The sequence below is a fragment of the Duganella sp. CY15W genome, assembly GCF_009857555.1.
Taxonomy (GTDB): Bacteria; Pseudomonadota; Gammaproteobacteria; order Burkholderiales; family Burkholderiaceae_D; genus Rugamonas; species Rugamonas sacchari.
This window is the reverse complement of the sequence record NZ_WWCQ01000002.1, coordinates 409633-426649: the sequence shown is the minus strand read 5'-3', so window position 1 is coordinate 426649 and position 17017 is coordinate 409633. Positions and strand designations below refer to the sequence as shown.

Below are 17017 nucleotides of genomic sequence, written 5' to 3'. Positions count from 1 at the left end.
CACGCCATTGGCTGCGCCCCGTGCGCGGCCTTTTTTTATGTTGCCGCTTCGGCGAAGCGGCTTTCGTATAGTGCCGCCACCAGATCGGATTGCGTGACGATGCCGACAAATCGCTGCTCTTCGTCGACGATGGGAATGTGGTGGAAACCGGAGTCGGCCATAAGTGGCACCAGGTCCACAATCGGCGTATCCACCTGTGCGGTGGTCGGATGGTGGGTCATGATCTGGCCAACCACTTCCGCTTTTTCCGTGTGGGTGACGCCGCTTTTGCGCAGGAAGCCTTGCAGTTGCTGGCGGATGCTGCGGTAGTCGTCGAGACCGCCGTGCTCCAAGAAATCGGTCTGGGTCACGATGCCGATGATGCGGCGCGCACGGTTCAGCACCGGCAGGGCCGCCACGCGATGTGCGCGCATCTCCGACCACGCATCCTCCAGCGGAGTGCCGAACTCGGCGCTGATGATGTCGCGCGACATGATGTCCGCACAGCGGATGATGCCGAAGCGGCGCTGGTAGGCGCGCTGCTCGGTCTGCATGAAGATGGACTCGAGATCGTCGCGGCTGATGTCCAGCACCTGGTTGTGCTGCTGCAGCACGGCGTCCAGGTCTTCCGGCTTGAAGCCCAGCCGCACCGTGGGCACGGCGTCTTTGGTCGCGTGCGGATTCGCATGCGGGTTCTGCTGTTGATGCGGATAGCTGCGGCCCGTCAGGTTGTTGTAGGTAATGGCCATCAGCACCAGCAGGATGGAATCGGCCAGCACCGTCAGCAGCACAAACTCAAACCCGGCCGCATGCACGGCGGGGCCGCCGATCACCGTCGTCAGTGCCACCGCGCCGCCGGGCGGATGCAGGCAGCGCATGAAGAACATGGCCGCAATGGCCGAGCCGCACGCCAGTCCGGCCAGCACGGGCAGCGGCAGGCTGTCGCCGAACCAGCGCACGCAAGCGACGCCGGCCAGGCCGCTGATGACGTTGCCGCCAATGACAGACCAGGGTTGCGCCAGCGGACTGGCCGGCAGGGCAAACAGCAGGACGGAAGAGGCGCCGATCGGCGCCACCAGGAAGGCTGCCGCATGAGTCGAGCGCAACAGCAGTTGACTGACGATGGCGGTTAGCAGAATGCCGCACAGGGCGCCGAAGGCAGCGCGGAATTGTTCGCGGCGGTTGGCAGTGGTGGGGCTGGGCAGCCAGCTTTCGAAGAAGGCGCGCATGGACAGAAAATCAAGTATTTAAAATGGAGCATTATCTCACGATTGCACTTTACTGGTGCGAGACCAGTCCCAGCGGCAACGAGGTCGTGATCTTGATTTGCTCCATGGAGAACGCTGACGACACGCCCGTGAGTTGCACGGATTTGATCAACTTCTTGTAAAAGCGGTCATATCCCTCGATATCGCTGGTCACCACCTTGAGCAGATAGTCGATATCGCCACTCATGCGGTGAAATTCCTGCACCTCGGGCAAGGCCGACACGGCGTCGGCAAAGCGCGCAAACCATTTTTCGTCGTGCTGGGTGACGCGGATGCTGACAAACACCGTCACCGGCAGCCCCACTTTGCGGCGGTTGATGATGGCCACGCGGTTCTCGATATAACCCTCCTCCTCGAGGCGCCGCAGCCGTTTCCAGCACGGCGTGGTGGACAGGCCTATCTGTTCGCTGAGTTGAGCGACAGACAATGTTCCATCCCGCTGCAAGGCATCCAGAATGGCGTAATCATAGCGGTCAAGTTGATTCATTCTAAATATCGGCATAAAAGAGCATAAAACCACTACATATTATGACCTGGCGCAGTATTTTGGTACGTTTATTTCACTTGCAGTGCGTAAGCTATGTGGATGACTACCGAAATCTATCTCGATAGCAACGCCACCAGCGTTGTTCTTCCCGCCGCGATTGCCGCCGCCGCTGATGCCATGGGCCAGCGCTACGGCAATCCCAGCAGCACCCACGCGACCGGCCTCCAGGCCAAGGTCATCCTCGACGATGCGCGCGCCTGCGCTACGCGCCTGCTGAACGTGGGCAGCGGCCGCCTGATGTTCAACAGCGGCGCCACCGAAGGCATCCAGACCTCCGTGCTGTCGGCGCTGGTTGCGCTGCGCGAGCGCAAGGACGCCGGCGCCGCCATCGGCAGCCTGCTGGTCTACGGCGCCACCGAGCACAAAGCCGTGCCGGAAAGTCTGGCGCACTGGAATCGTCTGCTGGGCCTGAACCTGGCGCTGCACAAGCTGCCCGTCAATCCCGACGGCACCCACAATCTGAACGCGCTGCGCGATGTCGCCGGCGATGCCGCCATGGTGTGCACCATGGCCGCCAACAACGAAACCGGCGTCATCAGCGATCTGAGCGGCATTGAAGCGGTGCTCGCCGCCAGCGACAGCAAGGCCTACTGGATGGTGGACTGCGTCCAGGGCCTGGGCAAGCTCAAGCTGGATCTGTCGTCTACCCGCATTGATTACGCGCCGTTCTCCGGCCATAAACTGTATGCGCCCAAAGGCATCGGCATGCTGTATGTGCGCGCCGGGACGCCGTTCACGCCGCTCATCATGGGCGGTGGCCAGGAGGGCGGCCAACGCTCCGGCACCGAGAACATGGCGGGCATCGCCGCACTGGGCGCCGTGCTGGCCGCGCTGGAACGCGGCGATACCTTCCGTACCTCCGCCGAGCTGTGCAGCTTCCGCGCGCGCCTGGCGGACAGCCTGCGCGCCGCCTTGCCTGGCATCGTGTTCAACAATCCGTTCGACAAAGCCCTGCCTACCACGCTGAATTTCTCGGTGCCTGGTTTGTCGAGCCGCGAACTCATGGACGTGTTTGATGCGGCGGAAGTGCGCGTCAGCGCCGGCAGCGCCTGTTCCTCGTCCAAGGCTGCGCCTAGCTATGTGCTGGATGCGATGGGTTTGCCGCTGTGGCGCAGCGCTGGCGCAATCCGCATGTCGTTCGGCCCGCTGGCTGACGAAGCCACGATTGCCGCCGCCTGCGCGCGGATCGAACGTTGCGGCGCCGCGTTGCGCGCCAGCTGTCTGATCCCGTCGGAACGCACGGCCGTGCCGCATGACGGCCTGTTGCAGCTGGGCGTGGAAGGCGCATGCAGCTGGATGATGCTGGACGCCGCCAGCCGCAGCTGCATCGTCATCGATCCGCTGCCGGACCACACCGCGCGCATTGAATCGTATGTGCGCTGCCAGAACTATCAGGTGCAAGCCATCGTCAGCACCCTGCCCAACGCTGGGCGGGGCATGCTGATTGATGCGCTGGGCCGCCACTTCAACCGCAACACCGACGCCGACCAATACGGCTGGCCGCAAACCGCCACCACCGTCACGCTGGAAGATGGCGCCACAGTGGGCGCCATCCGGCTTGGCGCCCATGTGCTGGCATGCGTGCCTTGCGGCGCCGGCGATGAACTGCGCGCCTATCTGCTGGGGGACACGCAGGACAGCCACTTACCGGCAACCGCAGTGCGCTTTGCCTTTAGCGCGCGGCCGGCACAGCAAAGCCTGCGCACGGTCAGTGTCGAACAAACGCTGCTGTGCCCAACGCGCGATGAAAAGAATCAGTTCTGCACCAGCATGTGTGCTGAGCCTGAGGCAATGCAAGCTGCCGACCTGCAACTCACCAGTGCAACCCTGGACGCCTTCCTGCAAGCACACCCGGATGCGCGCCTGGTCGATGTGCGTGAACCCTATGAATTTGCCGCCACCATGTCGTCCGCGTTTGCCGGCCGCGTGGCCCAGAGCGTACCGCTGAGCCGCCTGGCCGAGTACGCAAGCGAATGGCTGCGCCATGAGCCGACACCGCTGGTCTTCATCTGCCGCAGTGGTAACCGCAGCATGAAAGCGGCCCAGTGCCTGCGCCGCCTGGGACATCGGCAAGCCTACAGCCTGAACGGCGGACTGGCATTGGCCAGCACCATGCCCCTAGCGGCGTAAGTAGCGATTTTCTTCCTTTACAGGGCCGCGCAAGCGGCCCTTTTTTTCAGCTGACCTCGTATGTACGTCACCGCACAGTCCCATTCCGTGCGCCACCGTACGATTCTCTGTCACATACTCCCATTCGCCAATTGAAGCGAGGTCCAAGTTGAACAAGTCCAATCCCCTGCTGCCCGAGATGGCACTCGGCTTCCGCGAATCCCCCTCCGGCTCCCTGGTGTCCGACGACGATGATGAGGACCTGCCGTTACGTGCAGAGCTATTCAGCGCCGCGCAAATGGCGGCCCACGGCAAGACGCTGGCCAAGCATCACGAACTCAGCAAGCGAGGTGGCCGCGACCGCCTGTTGTCGCGGCTGGCGGAAAATGCCGCCGTCATTGATTCCACCTGCGATGAGCTGACCGCGGCAGTCAAGGCGGGGCGCCAGATAACGCCCGCCTCCGAATGGCTGCTGGATAACTTCTATCTCATCGAAGAGCAGGTGCGTATTGCTCGCCGTCACCTGCCGAAGAACTACAGCAAGGAATTGCCACGCCTGGGCAAGGGCGCGCCGGATGGCTGCCCGCGCGTCTACAAAATCGCGCTGGAAATCATTTCGCACGGCGATGGCCGGGTTGATCCGGAATCGCTGTGCCGCTTTGTCGACGCCTATCAGGAAGTGGCGACGCTGAAACTGGGCGAGCTGTGGGCCATCCCCATCATGCTGCGCCTGGCGCTGATCGAAAACCTGCGCCGCGTGGCCGCGCGCGTGGCCGAAAACCGCATCCAGCGCGATCTCGCCAACACCTGGGCCGACCAGATGACGGAAGTCGCGGAGAAAAATCCCAGCGGCCTGATCTTAATGGTGGCCGACATGGCCCGTTCCAATCCGCCCATCACCAGCGGCTTCGTGGCGGAACTGGCGCGCCGCCTGCAGGGACAAAGCCCGGCACTGACGCTGGCGCTGACCTGGATCACGCACCGCCTCGCCGAATCTGGCCAGACCATCGAACAGCAGATCCAGGCCGAAATCCAGCAACAGGCAGCAGAGCAGGTCTCGCTGGCCAACAGCATCGGCAGCTTGCGCTTCCTCGGCACCATGGACTGGCAGGAGTTTGTCGAGACCATGAGCGTGGTGGAACAAACGCTGCGCCAGGACCCGGCCGACATCTACGGCAAAATGGAATTTTCCACGCGCGACCAATACCGCCATGCGATCGAGAAGATCGCCAAGCGCTCGCGCTTCAGCGAAGTGGAAGTGGCGCAGCAAGCCTTGCAGCTGGCCATGAACCATCACGGCAGCGGCGATGCGCGCCATGGCCACGTCGGCTTCTATCTGATCGGCAGCGGCCTGGCCGCGCTGGAAAAACAGACCGCCATGCGCCGCCCCTGGCTGGAAGCCCTGCAGCACACGACCAGCGCTTCGCCACTGACCTCCTACCTTGGCGCCATTGCAGCCATCGCGCTGGTTTCCACGGCACTGCTGCTGGAGCGGGCCGCATACCACGGCGTGCAGGGCGTGGTGCTGCTGGCGCTGGGCGTGCTGGCGCTGCTGGGCAGCAGCCATATGGCACTGAGCTTCGTGAACTGGGTTGCGACGCTGGTGACCAAGCCAAGACCGCTGCCGCGTATGGACTTCAAGGAAGGCATACCGGCCGACGCGCGTACCATCGTCGTGGTGCCCACGCTGGTCTACAGCAAGGAAAATATCGAAGACCTGTTCGAGCAGATGGAAGTCCGCTTTCTCGCCAACCGCGATCCGAACCTGCGGTTTTGCCTGCTGACCGATTTCGCCGATGCGCGCACAGAAAAAATGCCGGCCGACGACGCCCTGGTCGAGCATCTGAAACGCTGCACCACGCACCTGAACCACAAGTACGCCAACGGCCAGCCACACACGCCGTTCCTGCTGCTGCACCGCCCGCGCCTGTGGAATCCGCAGGAAGGCGTGTGGATGGGCTATGAGCGCAAGCGCGGCAAGCTGGAAGACCTGAACCGCTACCTGCGTGGCGGCGCGCGCGACAAATTCTCGGCCGTGGTAGGCGATACCAGTGAGCTGGAAAGCATCCGCTACGTCATCACGCTGGACACCGACACCCAGCTGCCACGCGACGCTGCGTCGCAGTTCATCGCCACCATGCAGCATCCACTCAACCGCCCACGCGTGGACGTGGCGCGCGGCCGCGTGATCGAAGGCTACGGCATATTGCAGCCACGCGTTGCGGTCGCACTGCCGAGCGAGAACGCCTCGTGCTACGAAAAGCTGTGCGGCGGCGAGCCTGGTATCGATCCTTACACCCGCACCGTGTCCGACGTCTATCAGGACGTGTTCTATGAAGGCTCGTTTATCGGCAAGGGCATCTACGATGTCGATGTGTTTGAACAGGTCCTCGGCGGCCGCCTGCCGGAGAACAAAATCCTCAGCCACGACTTGCTGGAAGGCTGCTACCTGCGCGCCGGCTTGCTCAGCGATGCCCAGCTCTACGAAGAGTATCCGGCGCGCTACAGCGAAGACGTCACGCGCCGCCAGCGCTGGATCCGCGGCGACTGGCAGCTGATCGGCTGGCTCGCCGGCCGGGTGCAAGGCCGCAGCGGCGCGCGCGAGAAAAATCCACTGTCGCTGCTGTCGCGCTGGAAGCTGTTCGACAACCTGCGCCGCAGCCTGACCGCACCGGCACTGGTGCTGTCGCTGATTACCGCCTGGCGCTGGCTGCCCGACCCATGGATCTGGACCGGCGCCGTGCTGGCCGTGATCTTCCTGATGCCGTTGGTCAGCATGGTCTACGATCTGTGCCGCCGTCCGCGCGACACCTTGTGGAGCCAGCATATCCGCGCTTCGCTGCGCCGCTCCGGCATGCAGTTCTCGCATGCGGTGCTGATGCTGGTATTCCTGCCGTATGAAGCTTACTTCAGCATGGACGCGATTCTGCGCAGCTTGTGGCGCACGCTGTTTTCACATCGCCGCATGCTGGAATGGCGTGCCTCCGCGCTGGCCCGTCAGGCGGCGGGCACCGCCAGCACCTGGCGCACCATGTGGATAGCGCCGGTGCTGGCGCTGTTCGTCGGCGGCGCGCTGCTGGGCTGGCGTCCCGCGAGCCTGCCGCCGGCAGCGCTGTTCTTGCTGGCGTGGCTGGTGGCGCCTGCGGTGGCCGACTGGATCAGCCGCCCGATCGAACGCAAACACGCGCAGCTGTCGCAGGAGCAGCATAGCTTCCTGCACAAGCTGGCACGCCGCACCTGGGCTTACTTCGACCAGTTTGTCGGCCCTGAAGACCACTGGCTGCCGCCGGATAATATGCAGGAGCATCCGGTGCAGGTGGTGGCGCACCGCACCTCGCCGACGAACATCGGTTTGGCCTTGCTGGCCAACCTGACTGCGACCGACTTTGGCTACATCACGGTTGGCCAGATGATGACGCGCACTGTCAACACGCTGGACAGCATGGACCAGCTGGAGCGTTATCAAGGTCACTTCTACAACTGGTACGACACCCAGACGCTCAAGCCGCTGCATCCGATCTACATTTCGACGGTGGACAGCGGCAATCTGGGCGGCCATCTGTTGACCCTGCAGTCCGGCCTCACTGGCCTGTATGACGAACCGGTGATCGGCCCGCAGATCGTGGACGGCATCACCGCCACCGCCAACGTGCTGCATGAAACCGTGGGCGATGCCGGCCCGGTACTGGCCGCGCTGACGCCCGCGCCGGACACCGGCAACCTGCAACAGCTGCATGCATGGCTGACGCGCGTGGCCGCAGCGGTGACGGACTTCCTGCCGCAGGCACAAACCCAGGGCGATACCACGTGGGCGCCGTCGCTGGCACAGCAGGTCAACGCCGCGCTGGAAGAACTGAACACGCTGATGCCATGGGCGGCACTGCCGACTGACGTGGTATTCGATACCAGCATGACGCGCATGCCGACGCTACGCGAACTGGCGGCACTGGCCCGTACCTCGGCCAATGCGCAGGTCACCGACCTGGCGCCAGCCGAACGTGAACGCCAGCAGCAACTGGCGCAGCAGTGCGAGCATGGCAGCACCATTGCGCATGAACGCATGCGGGCACTGGCCGACCTGGCACAGCGCTGCGGCGCCTTCGCCCAGATGGAGTATGGCTTCCTGTACAACCCGACCACCAATCTGCTGGCGATCGGCTACAACGTGACCGACCGCCGCCTCGACGCCAGCTACTACGATCTGCTGGCATCGGAAGTGCGCCTGGCCAGCTTTGTCGCCATCGCCCAGGGCCAGCTGCCGCAGGAGCACTGGTTCGCGCTGGGCCGCCAGCTGTGCATCGTCGCCGGCAAGCCGGTGCTGCTGTCGTGGAGCGGCTCGATGTTCGAGTACCTGATGCCGCTGCTGGTGATGCCCAACTATCCAAGCACGCTGCTGGACCAGACTTACCAGTCGGTGATCGATGCACAAATCGATTACGGCAAGCGCCGCAGCGTCCCGTGGGGGATTTCCGAGTCCGGTTATAACACCGTGGACGCCAGTCTGAATTACCAGTACCGCGCGTTCGGCGTGCCGGGCCTGGGCCTGAAACGCGGCCTCGCGGACGATCTCGTGATCGCGCCGTACGCCAGCATGATGGGGCTCATGGTGCAGCCGGAAGCTTCGTGCGCCAACCTGCAGAAGATGGCGGAGCTGGGCTTCATGGGCCGCTATGGCTTCTACGAGGCAGTCGATTACACGGCTTCGCGCCTGCCGCGTGGCCAGAGCCACGCCATCATCCGTTCCTTCATGGTCCACCACCAGGGTATGGGCTTGCTGTCGCTGAGCTATCTGCTGCATGACCGGCCGATGCAGCGCCGCTTTGAGTCCGACCCGCTGCTGCAATCGACGCTGCTGGTGCTGCAGGAGCGCAGTCCGCAGGCTGGCGCCTTCTACTCCAACACCACCGAAATGGCGGCGATCCGCGCCACGGCGCCGGACCAGTCGATGCCGATGCGGATACTGAGCCAGCATTCGACGCCGGTGCCGGAAACGCAGCTGCTGTCAAATGGCCGCTACCATGTCATGGTCACCAACTCCGGCGGCAGCTACAGCCGCTGGAAGGACCTTGCCGTCACGCGCTGGCGTGAAGACAGCACGCGCGACAACTGGGGTAACTTCTGCTACGTGCGCGATCTGGAAGACGGTGAATTCTGGTCCACCACGTATCAGCCGACGCTGGTCGATCCACGCAAGTATGAGGTGATCTTCTCCGAAGGCCGCGCCGAGTTCCGCCGCTCCGACCGCCATATCGACCTGTACACCGAAATCGTGGTGTCGCCGGAAGACGATATCGAACTGCGCCGCACCCGTATCACCAACAAGAGCGACCGCGTGCGCACGATCGAAGTCACCAGCTTTGCCGAAGTGGTGATGGCGCCTGCCGCTGCAGACAATGCGCACCCGGCGTTCAGCAAGCTGTTCGTGCAGACCGAAATTCTGCGCGACGAAAACGCCATCCTGTGCACGCGCCGTCCGCGCGGCGCCAATGAAGTGATGCCCTGGATGATGCACTCCATGAAGGTGCACGATGCGCCGGTCAAGAACGTATCGTTTGAAACCGACCGCTCGCGCTTCATCGGCCGTGGCAATACCGCAGCCGCACCGAGCGCCATGCTCAACGATGGCCAGCTCAGCGGCGGCGAGGGCTCTGTGCTCGATCCGGTGGTAGCGATCCGCTACACCATCACGCTGCAGCCGGACCAGTTTGCGACGGTGGACATTGTCACCGGCATGACCGAGCAGCGCGACACGGCGCTGCACCTGATCGACAAGTACCAGGACCGTCATCTGGCCGACCGCGTGTTTGAACTGGCATGGACCCACAGCCAGGTCGTGCTGCGCCAGCTGAACGCCAGCGAGGCCGATGGCCAGCTGTATGGCCGTCTGGCGAATTCGGTGATCTACCCGAACGCCGCGCTGCGCGCCGATGCCTCGACGCTCATCAAGAACCAGCGCGGCCAGTCCGGCCTGTGGGCGTATGCGATTTCCGGCGACTTGCCGATCGTGCTGCTGCAGATTAAGGACCCGGCCAATATCGAACTGGCGCGGCAGATGGTGCAGGCGCACGCCTACTGGCGCCTGAAAGGGCTGGTGGTCGATCTGGTGATCTGGTACGAAGACCAGTCGGGCTACCGCCAGGCGCTGCATGACCAGATCATGGGGCTGATCGCCTCCGGCATCGACGCGCAGGCGATCGACCGCCCGGGCGGCATCTTCGTGCGCCTGGCCGACCAGATCGCCAATGAAGACCGCATCCTGCTGCAATCGGTGGCGCGCGTCATCATCAGCGATGCGCGCGGCACGCTGGCCGAGCAGATCAAGCGTCCGGCGCCGCCTGCCATGCGTATGCCGCCGCTGATGGCGGACAGCCGTGGCGAGTATGCCGATGCTGGCCCGGTTACGCATCCGGCACGTGGCCTGGTGCTGGAAAACGGCATCGGCGGCTTCACGGAAGATGGCCGCGAATATGTCATCACCACCAGCGCCGCGCAGCGCACGCCGGCGCCGTGGTCCAATGTGCTGGCCAACCCGCAGTTCGGCACGGTCATCTCGGAAAGCGGCCAGGCCTACACCTGGCACGAGAACGCCCATGAATACCGCATCACGCCATGGCACAACGACCCGGTCAGCGATGGCAGTGGCGAAGCGTTCTACCTGCGCGATGAACAGAGCGGCCAGTTCTGGTCGCCGACTGCGCTGCCGGCGCGCGGCAATGGCATCTACATCACGCGCCATGGCTTTGGCTACAGCGTGTTTGAACATACCGAAGCGGGCATCCATAGCGAGATGACGACGTTTGTCGCGGTTGATGCGCCGATCAAGTACACCGTCATCAAGGTGCGCAACGACTCGCTGGTGCAGCGCCGCCTGTCGGCGTTTGGCTATGTCGAGTGGGTGCTGGGTGATATGCGATCCAAGTCCGGCATGCACATCATCACCGAGGCCGATCCGGTCAGCGGCGCGCTGTTCGCCAAGAACGCCTACAACACCGAGTTCAGTGGCCGCGTCGCCTTCTTCAACTGTGACGCCTCGCTGCGCACCGTGACCGCCGACCGCACCGAATTCATGGGCCGCAACGGCACGCTGGCCGCACCGGCGGCACTGCGCCGTTCACGTCTGTCGGGCAAGGTCGGCGCCGGCCTGGATGCCTGTGCAGCGATACAGGCGCCGTTTGACCTGCTGCCTGGCCAGGAGCGCGAGATTGTGTTTGTGCTGGGTGTCGGTGGCCGCCGCAATGCGGACGCCAGCAGCCTGGTTCAGAAACACCGCACGGCGGAAGCCGCGCAGGAAGCGCTGGCTGCCGTCCACGCCCACTGGGAGAAAACCCTGGGCACGGTGCAGATCAAAACGCCCGAGCGCGAACTGGACGTGATCGCCAACGGCTGGCTGATGTACCAGACCATCGCCTGCCGCATCTGGGCGCGCAGCGGCTACTACCAGTCCGGCGGCGCGTTCGGCTTCCGTGACCAGCTGCAGGATGCGATGGCCACCATCCATACGCAACCGCAGCTGCTGCGCGACCAGCTGATGCTGTGCGCAGCGCACCAGTTCCTTGAGGGCGATGTACAGCACTGGTGGCATCCGCCATCGGACCGTGGCGTGCGTACGCACTGCTCGGACGATTACCTGTGGCTGCCGCTGGGGGCATGGCGCTACGTCTCGACCACCGGCGACATGAGCATCCTCGATGAAACGGCACCCTATCTGGAAGGGCGTCCCGTCAAGCCGGAGGAGGATTCCTACTACGACATGCCGGCCCGTTCCAGCGAACGGGGCACGCTATACGACCACTGCCAGCGCGCCATCCGCAATGGCTTGCGCTTCGGCCAGCACGGCCTGCCGCTGATCGGTTCCTGCGACTGGAACGACGGCATGGACAAGGTGGGCGAGCATGGCAAAGGGGAGAGCGTGTGGCTGGCCTTCTTCCTGTGTGAAGTGTTGAAGCGCTTTGCCGAAGTGGCCGACATGCGCAATGACGCGGAGTTCTCCGCCGAATGCCGCGAACAGGCACGCCGCATCGCCGCCAACGTCGAACAGAATGCGTGGGATGGCGAATGGTATCGCCGCGCCTACTTCGACGACGGCACGCCGCTTGGTTCGCACACCAACGAGGAATGCCAGATCGACTCGATCTCGCAAAGCTGGGGCGTGCTGTCCGGTTCTGCCGATCCGCAGCGCGTACGCGGCGCCATGGAGCAGGTCAATCAGCGGCTGGTGCGGCGCGATTCCGGCATCATCCAGCTGCTCGATCCGCCGTTCGATAAGGCGGGGCCGAATCCGGGCTACATCCGGGGCTATGTGCCGGGCGTGCGCGAGAACGGCGGCCAGTACACGCATGCCGCCATCTGGACTGCGATGGCCTTTGCCAAGCTGGGCGACACCGACCGCGCATGGGAGCTGGCCCGCATGATTAACCCGGTCATGCATGGCAGTACCGCGCAAGGTGCGGCGACCTACAAGGTGGAACCGTATGTGGTGACGGCCGACGTCTATGCAGTGGCGCCGCATGTGGGCCGTGGCGGCTGGAGCTGGTACACCGGCTCCTCCGGCTGGATGTACCGGCTGATACTGGAGTCGCTGCTGGGCCTCACGCGCACCGCGACCCATCTCAAGCTGGAGCCGCGCATCCCGCAGGACTGGACCAGCTTCTCGCTGAGCTACCGCTACGCCAGCACCACGTATGAAATCCGTGTGGTGCAGGGCAGCGACAGCAGCACGCCGCAGCTGACGGTGGATGGCGTGGTGCAGCACGAACAACTGGTGGAGCTGCGCGACAGCGGCAGTACCCACCAGGTGGAACTGCTGCTGCCGCGTGCCGGCAAGTCAGACGCCCAGACTGGCGCCAGCGCCTAACAGCGTGGCCACGCCCAGCGCCGCGAAGATCACCGCGGCGATGCCGTGCACCAGTTTGAGCGAGACTTTATTGGCAATCTTGTCGCCGAAATAAACCGCCGGGACGTTGGCCAGCATCATGCCCAGCGTGGTGCCGCAGACCACGGCCACCATGCTGTGGTAGCGCGCCGCCAGCGCCACGGTGGCCACCTGCGTCTTGTCGCCCATTTCGGCGAGGAAGAAGGCGATCAGCGTGGTGAGGAAGACGCCGTATTTGGCCAACTGCGCCTCGTCTTCGTCCAGCTTGTCCGGCACCAGCGTCCATGCCGCCATCGCCAGGAAAGACGCGCCCAGCACCCAACGCAGCAAGTCCGGTCCCATCAGACTGGTAATCCAGGTTCCGATGGCGGCGGCAAACGCATGGTTGGCAATGGTGGCGACGAAAATCGCAACAACGATAGGCAAAGGACGGCGGAACCTGGCAGCGAGTACGAATGCGAGTAGCTGGGTTTTGTCGCCGATTTCTGCGAGGGCGACAATGCCGGTAGAGACGAGGAAAGCTTCCATGATATGTGAAGTACGAGGGCCGGAACGATTAACCAATGATCAAAGCGCGGCTCCGGCCCTGCAATGGCCGCGCATCGATCATGGTCTCGTCAAGCTGTTTAAAGCCACCTGCACCACGGTCTGTGGACCGATTATGTTGACACAGGTTCTTGCGCCGGGGAGGCGCAAGCCGACTACTCCCCACTAACGGGCGTTATCTTAACACATGGCAGATACATGGCTATGGTATTCTGCTTCGCGCTCAGACAACATTGAAAGTATCACCATGATCAAGAAGACTTTGTCCGCCTGCGTGTTGACCGCGCTGTCCGCGTTGACCGCATTGTCCGCCCACGCCGATCCGTTGAGCTATGCACGCTACGACCAGGTGCGTACCACCGACCTGTATCTGGATCTGAAAGCCGACTTCAATCACAAGATCCTTTCCGGTTACGCCGAATTGACGCTGAACTGGATCGACAAGAATGCCCGCACGCTGGTGCTGGATACCAATGAACTGAATATCGCCAAGGTGCAGGTGCTGGCCGCCAATGGCCGCTGGACCGCCGCCTCCTTCATGCTCGACAAGCTGGATGTGGAGAAGGGCCGCGCGTTGCGCATCGCCCTGCCGTTCCAGCCGCAGAAGGTGCGCGTCTACTATCGCACCGCACCGTCGGCCGCCGCGCTGCAGTGGATGGCACCGGAGCAGACCATGTCCGGCAAGCGTCCGTTCATGTTTAGCCAGTCGGAAGAAATCAATGCCCGCTCGTGGGCGCCGGTGCAGGATACGCCTGCCGTGCGCTTCACCTATAGCGCCCGCATCGATGCGCCGGCCGGTCTGCGCGTGGTGATGAGCGCGGAGAACGACCAGAAAGCCACCGGCGCCGGCGGCTGGAAATTCAAGATGACGCAGCCGATTCCATCGTACCTGCTGGCCATCGCGATCGGTGAGATCGAAGTGCGCAACCTGGGTCCGCGCTCCGCCGTGTATGCGGAAGCACCGCGCATCGAAGCCGCCGCCTACGAGCTGGCCGACACCGAGAAAATGATCGCCGCAGCGGAAAGCCTGTACGGCCCATATCGCTGGGACCGATACGACATGATCGTGCTGCCGCCATCGTTCCCGTATGGCGGCATGGAGAACCCGCGCCTGACCTTCCTCACGCCGACCATGATTGCGGGCGACCGCAGCCTGGTGGACCTGATCGCGCATGAACTGGCGCACTCGTGGTCCGGCAACCTGGTGACCAACGCGTCGTGGAAGTATATGTGGCTCAACGAAGGCTTCACCACCTACGTCACCACGCGCATCGTTGAAAAACTGTACGGCGAAGAAGTGGCGGAGATGAACCTGCAAGTGGAACAGGAAGAGGCGCTGGCATCGCTGGCCACCATTCCATCCGCCAAGCAGGTACTGGCGACGCGCGGTCCGGACACCGATCCGTCGGCCTACTCCGATGGCGGCCTGATTTATCCGAAAGGCGCATGGTTCCTGCGTACGCTGGAGCAGCGCGCCGGCCGTGACGTCTTCGATCCATTCCTGCGCGGCTGGTTCGACCAGCATGCCTTCAAGTCGGCCACCACCGAAGAATTCGTGGACTACCTGAAGAAAAATCTGCTGGACGCGCATCCGGAATACATGGCGCAGGCAGAACTCGACGAGTGGCTGTATGCGCCGGGCATTCCCACCAATGCCAAACGCGCCGCCTCGCCACGCCTGGCGGCACTGGATGCCCAGCGCACCGCATGGCTCAAAGGCGAACTGCCGACGGCGGAGCTGAACGGCAAAAGCTGGATCGCGCTGGAGTGGATGCACTTCCTGAACGACATCGACGGCAAGACCACTGCCGCGCAGATGCAGGAGCTGGATCAGGCCTTCGGTCTGGCCAAGAGCGGCAACAACGAAATCGCTTACCGCTTCTATCTGTCGTCGGTGAAGGCGGGCTACAACGTGCGTGAGCCGCTCAACAAATTCCTGATGAGCGTCGGCCGTCAGCGCTTCGTGGTGCCGCTGTACACCGCGCTGCTGAAAAACCCGGCCGATAAAGACTGGGCAAAGTCGGTCTACGTCAAAGCCCGTACCCACTACCATCCGATCACTCAAGCTGCTGTCGACAAGGCATTTAAAAAATAATGAAGATCTCGCGTACCTTTGCAGCCAGCGTTCTGACGCTGGCTGTGCTGGGCGCGGTAGCTGGCACGCCCGTATGGGCGGCGCCGGCTGCTGCTGCCGTTCCTGCTTTTAATCTCGATGCGGACGTCAACCGCGCACTGAAAACTTTCGATGTGCCAGGCATGGCCATCGCCATCGTCAAGGATGGCAAGGTGGTCGTGGCCAAAGGCTACGGCGTGCGCAAGCTGGGTGAGGCGGCGCCGGTGGACGGCAAGACCCTGTTTGAAATCGCCTCCAACTCCAAGGCGTTTACCGCCGCCGGTCTGGCAATGCTGGTTGATGAAGGCAAGATCGCCTGGGACGATCCCGTCACCAAACACCTGCCGGGCTTCCAGATGTACGACTCCTACGTCACCGGCCAGATGACCGTGCGCGACCTGCTGGTGCACCGCAGCGGCCTGGGGCTGGGCGCGGGCGATTTGCTGTGGTGGCCGAGCACGCAATTCAGCACCGACGAGATTATCTCCAAACTCCGTTACATCAAGCCGGCGACTAGCTTCCGCGCCAGCTATGCGTATGACAATCTGCTGTACATCGTGGCCGGCAAGATCATCGCCGAGAAGGCAGGCAAGCCGTGGGGCGAAGCGATGCAGGAGCGCATCCTGACGCCGCTGGGCATGACCGGCACCAGGACCAGCGTGGCCGACATGCTGGCCACCAGCGACTACTCTGCACCGCACAGCAAAATCAACGACAAGATCGCTGTCGTGAAGCCGATGCCGGTGCCGAATGCGGTGGGCGCGGTCGGCATCAACACCAATGCCGAAGACATCGCACGCTGGATGACGGTGCTGCTCAACAGCGGCAAGATGGACAACGGCCAGCAACTGTTCAGCGTCAAGCAGGCCGGCGAGATGTGGAGCGAGCAGACGCCGATGCGTATTCGCGAACCCAAGCCGGCGCTGGCGGCCACCAAGCCGAACTTCTACGCCTACGGCCTGGGCTTCCAGCTGCGCGACTACAAGGGCCGCAAGCTCGCCATGCACGGCGGCGCGCTGCAAGGCTTCTATTCGACGGTGCTGATGGTGCCGGAAGAGAAGCTGGGCATCGCCATTCTGACCAATGCGGAAAACAGCCCGGCCATGGCCTCGCTGTACTACCGCATCCTGGACCAGTACCTGAAAGTGCCGCCGTCCGACTGGATCAAGCTGTATGCGGACCAGGAGGCCGCCATGCACAAGGAAGAGCTGGAGCGCCAGGGCAAGGAAACCACGGCGCGCGCGGCCGCTTCCCAGCCCTCGCTGCCGCTGGCTTCCTACGATGGCGAATATGAGGACGCGTGGTATGGAAAAATCAGCATCCGCGAAGAAGGCGGCAAGCATGTGATGCGATTCGAGCGGACACCGGACCTGACCGGCGAACTCGAACACTTCCAGCACGACAGCTTCATCGTGCGCTGGAAGGAGCGCAACTTCAACGCCGACGCCTACGTGACGTTTGCGCTGAATCCGGACGGCAGTATCGAGCGCATGAAGATGGCGCCGATTTCCACCGAAACCGACTTCAGCTACGACTTCCGCGACCTGAACTTTACGCCAGTCAAAGCGGTCGAGAAGAAGTAA

The 17017-nt window shown here is 63.3% G+C and carries 7 protein-coding genes and 1 riboswitch; of the genes, 4 read left to right on the top strand and 3 right to left on the bottom strand.

The annotated features are described in order from the left end of the window. Positions 1-35: 35 nt before the first annotated feature. Together GTP58_RS11440 and GTP58_RS11435 are read right to left on the bottom strand one after the other, a co-directional pair. On the bottom strand, positions 36-1208 hold the full coding sequence (locus tag GTP58_RS11440; RefSeq protein ID WP_161077596.1) for an HPP family protein: 1173 nt from the start codon (positions 1206-1208) through the stop codon (positions 36-38). 49 nt (positions 1209-1257) lie between these two features. Further along, complete coding sequence (locus tag GTP58_RS11435; protein ID WP_072789291.1) at positions 1258-1734, bottom strand: Lrp/AsnC family transcriptional regulator; 477 nt, start codon at positions 1732-1734, stop codon at positions 1258-1260. Between the two features lie 99 nt (positions 1735-1833). Between GTP58_RS11435 and GTP58_RS11430 the strand changes: the two genes are divergently transcribed. Continuing rightward, entirely contained in the window at positions 1834-3924 is a 2091-nt protein-coding gene (locus GTP58_RS11430; protein WP_161077595.1) for an aminotransferase class V-fold PLP-dependent enzyme, read from the top strand. A gap of 178 nt (positions 3925-4102) precedes the next feature. After that, positions 4103-12757 (top strand): GH36-type glycosyl hydrolase domain-containing protein, encoded by an 8655-nt coding sequence (locus GTP58_RS11425; protein WP_161078127.1) that lies wholly within the window; start codon positions 4103-4105, stop codon positions 12755-12757. Here the strand turns inward: GTP58_RS11425 and GTP58_RS11420 are convergent. After that, positions 12728-13303, bottom strand: coding sequence for a TMEM165/GDT1 family protein (locus tag GTP58_RS11420; RefSeq protein ID WP_161077594.1), 576 nt, complete (start codon positions 13301-13303; stop codon positions 12728-12730). The two genes, GTP58_RS11425 and GTP58_RS11420, sit on opposite strands and share 30 nt — an antisense overlap. A gap of 23 nt (positions 13304-13326) precedes the next feature. Then, positions 13327-13497: riboswitch (yybP-ykoY riboswitch) on the bottom strand. 71 nt (positions 13498-13568) lie between these two features. Between GTP58_RS11420 and GTP58_RS11415 the strand changes: the two genes are divergently transcribed. Both GTP58_RS11415 and GTP58_RS11410 read left to right on the top strand, forming a co-directional pair. Next, complete coding sequence (locus GTP58_RS11415) at positions 13569-15416, top strand: M1 family metallopeptidase (RefSeq protein ID WP_161077593.1); 1848 nt, start codon at positions 13569-13571, stop codon at positions 15414-15416. Continuing rightward, positions 15416-17017 carry a serine hydrolase gene (locus tag GTP58_RS11410; protein ID WP_161077592.1) on the top strand — a complete coding sequence of 534 codons (1602 nt, stop codon included), beginning with the start codon at positions 15416-15418 and terminating at the stop codon, positions 17015-17017. The genes GTP58_RS11415 and GTP58_RS11410 overlap by 1 nt, the downstream gene beginning before the upstream one ends.

Coding starts and splice junctions, on each gene's coding strand:
- GTP58_RS11425 (WP_161078127.1), top strand. CDS start 4,103: ATGGCACTCGGCTTCCGCGAATCCCCCTCCGGCTCCCTGGTGTCCGAC.
- GTP58_RS11435 (WP_072789291.1), bottom strand. CDS start 1,734: ATGAATCAACTTGACCGCTATGATTACGCCATTCTGGATGCCTTGCAG.
- GTP58_RS11410 (WP_161077592.1), top strand. CDS start 15,416: ATGAAGATCTCGCGTACCTTTGCAGCCAGCGTTCTGACGCTGGCTGTG.
- GTP58_RS11440 (WP_161077596.1), bottom strand. CDS start 1,208: ATGCGCGCCTTCTTCGAAAGCTGGCTGCCCAGCCCCACCACTGCCAAC.
- GTP58_RS11430 (WP_161077595.1), top strand. CDS start 1,834: ATGACTACCGAAATCTATCTCGATAGCAACGCCACCAGCGTTGTTCTT.
- GTP58_RS11415 (WP_161077593.1), top strand. CDS start 13,569: ATGATCAAGAAGACTTTGTCCGCCTGCGTGTTGACCGCGCTGTCCGCG.
- GTP58_RS11420 (WP_161077594.1), bottom strand. CDS start 13,303: ATGGAAGCTTTCCTCGTCTCTACCGGCATTGTCGCCCTCGCAGAAATC.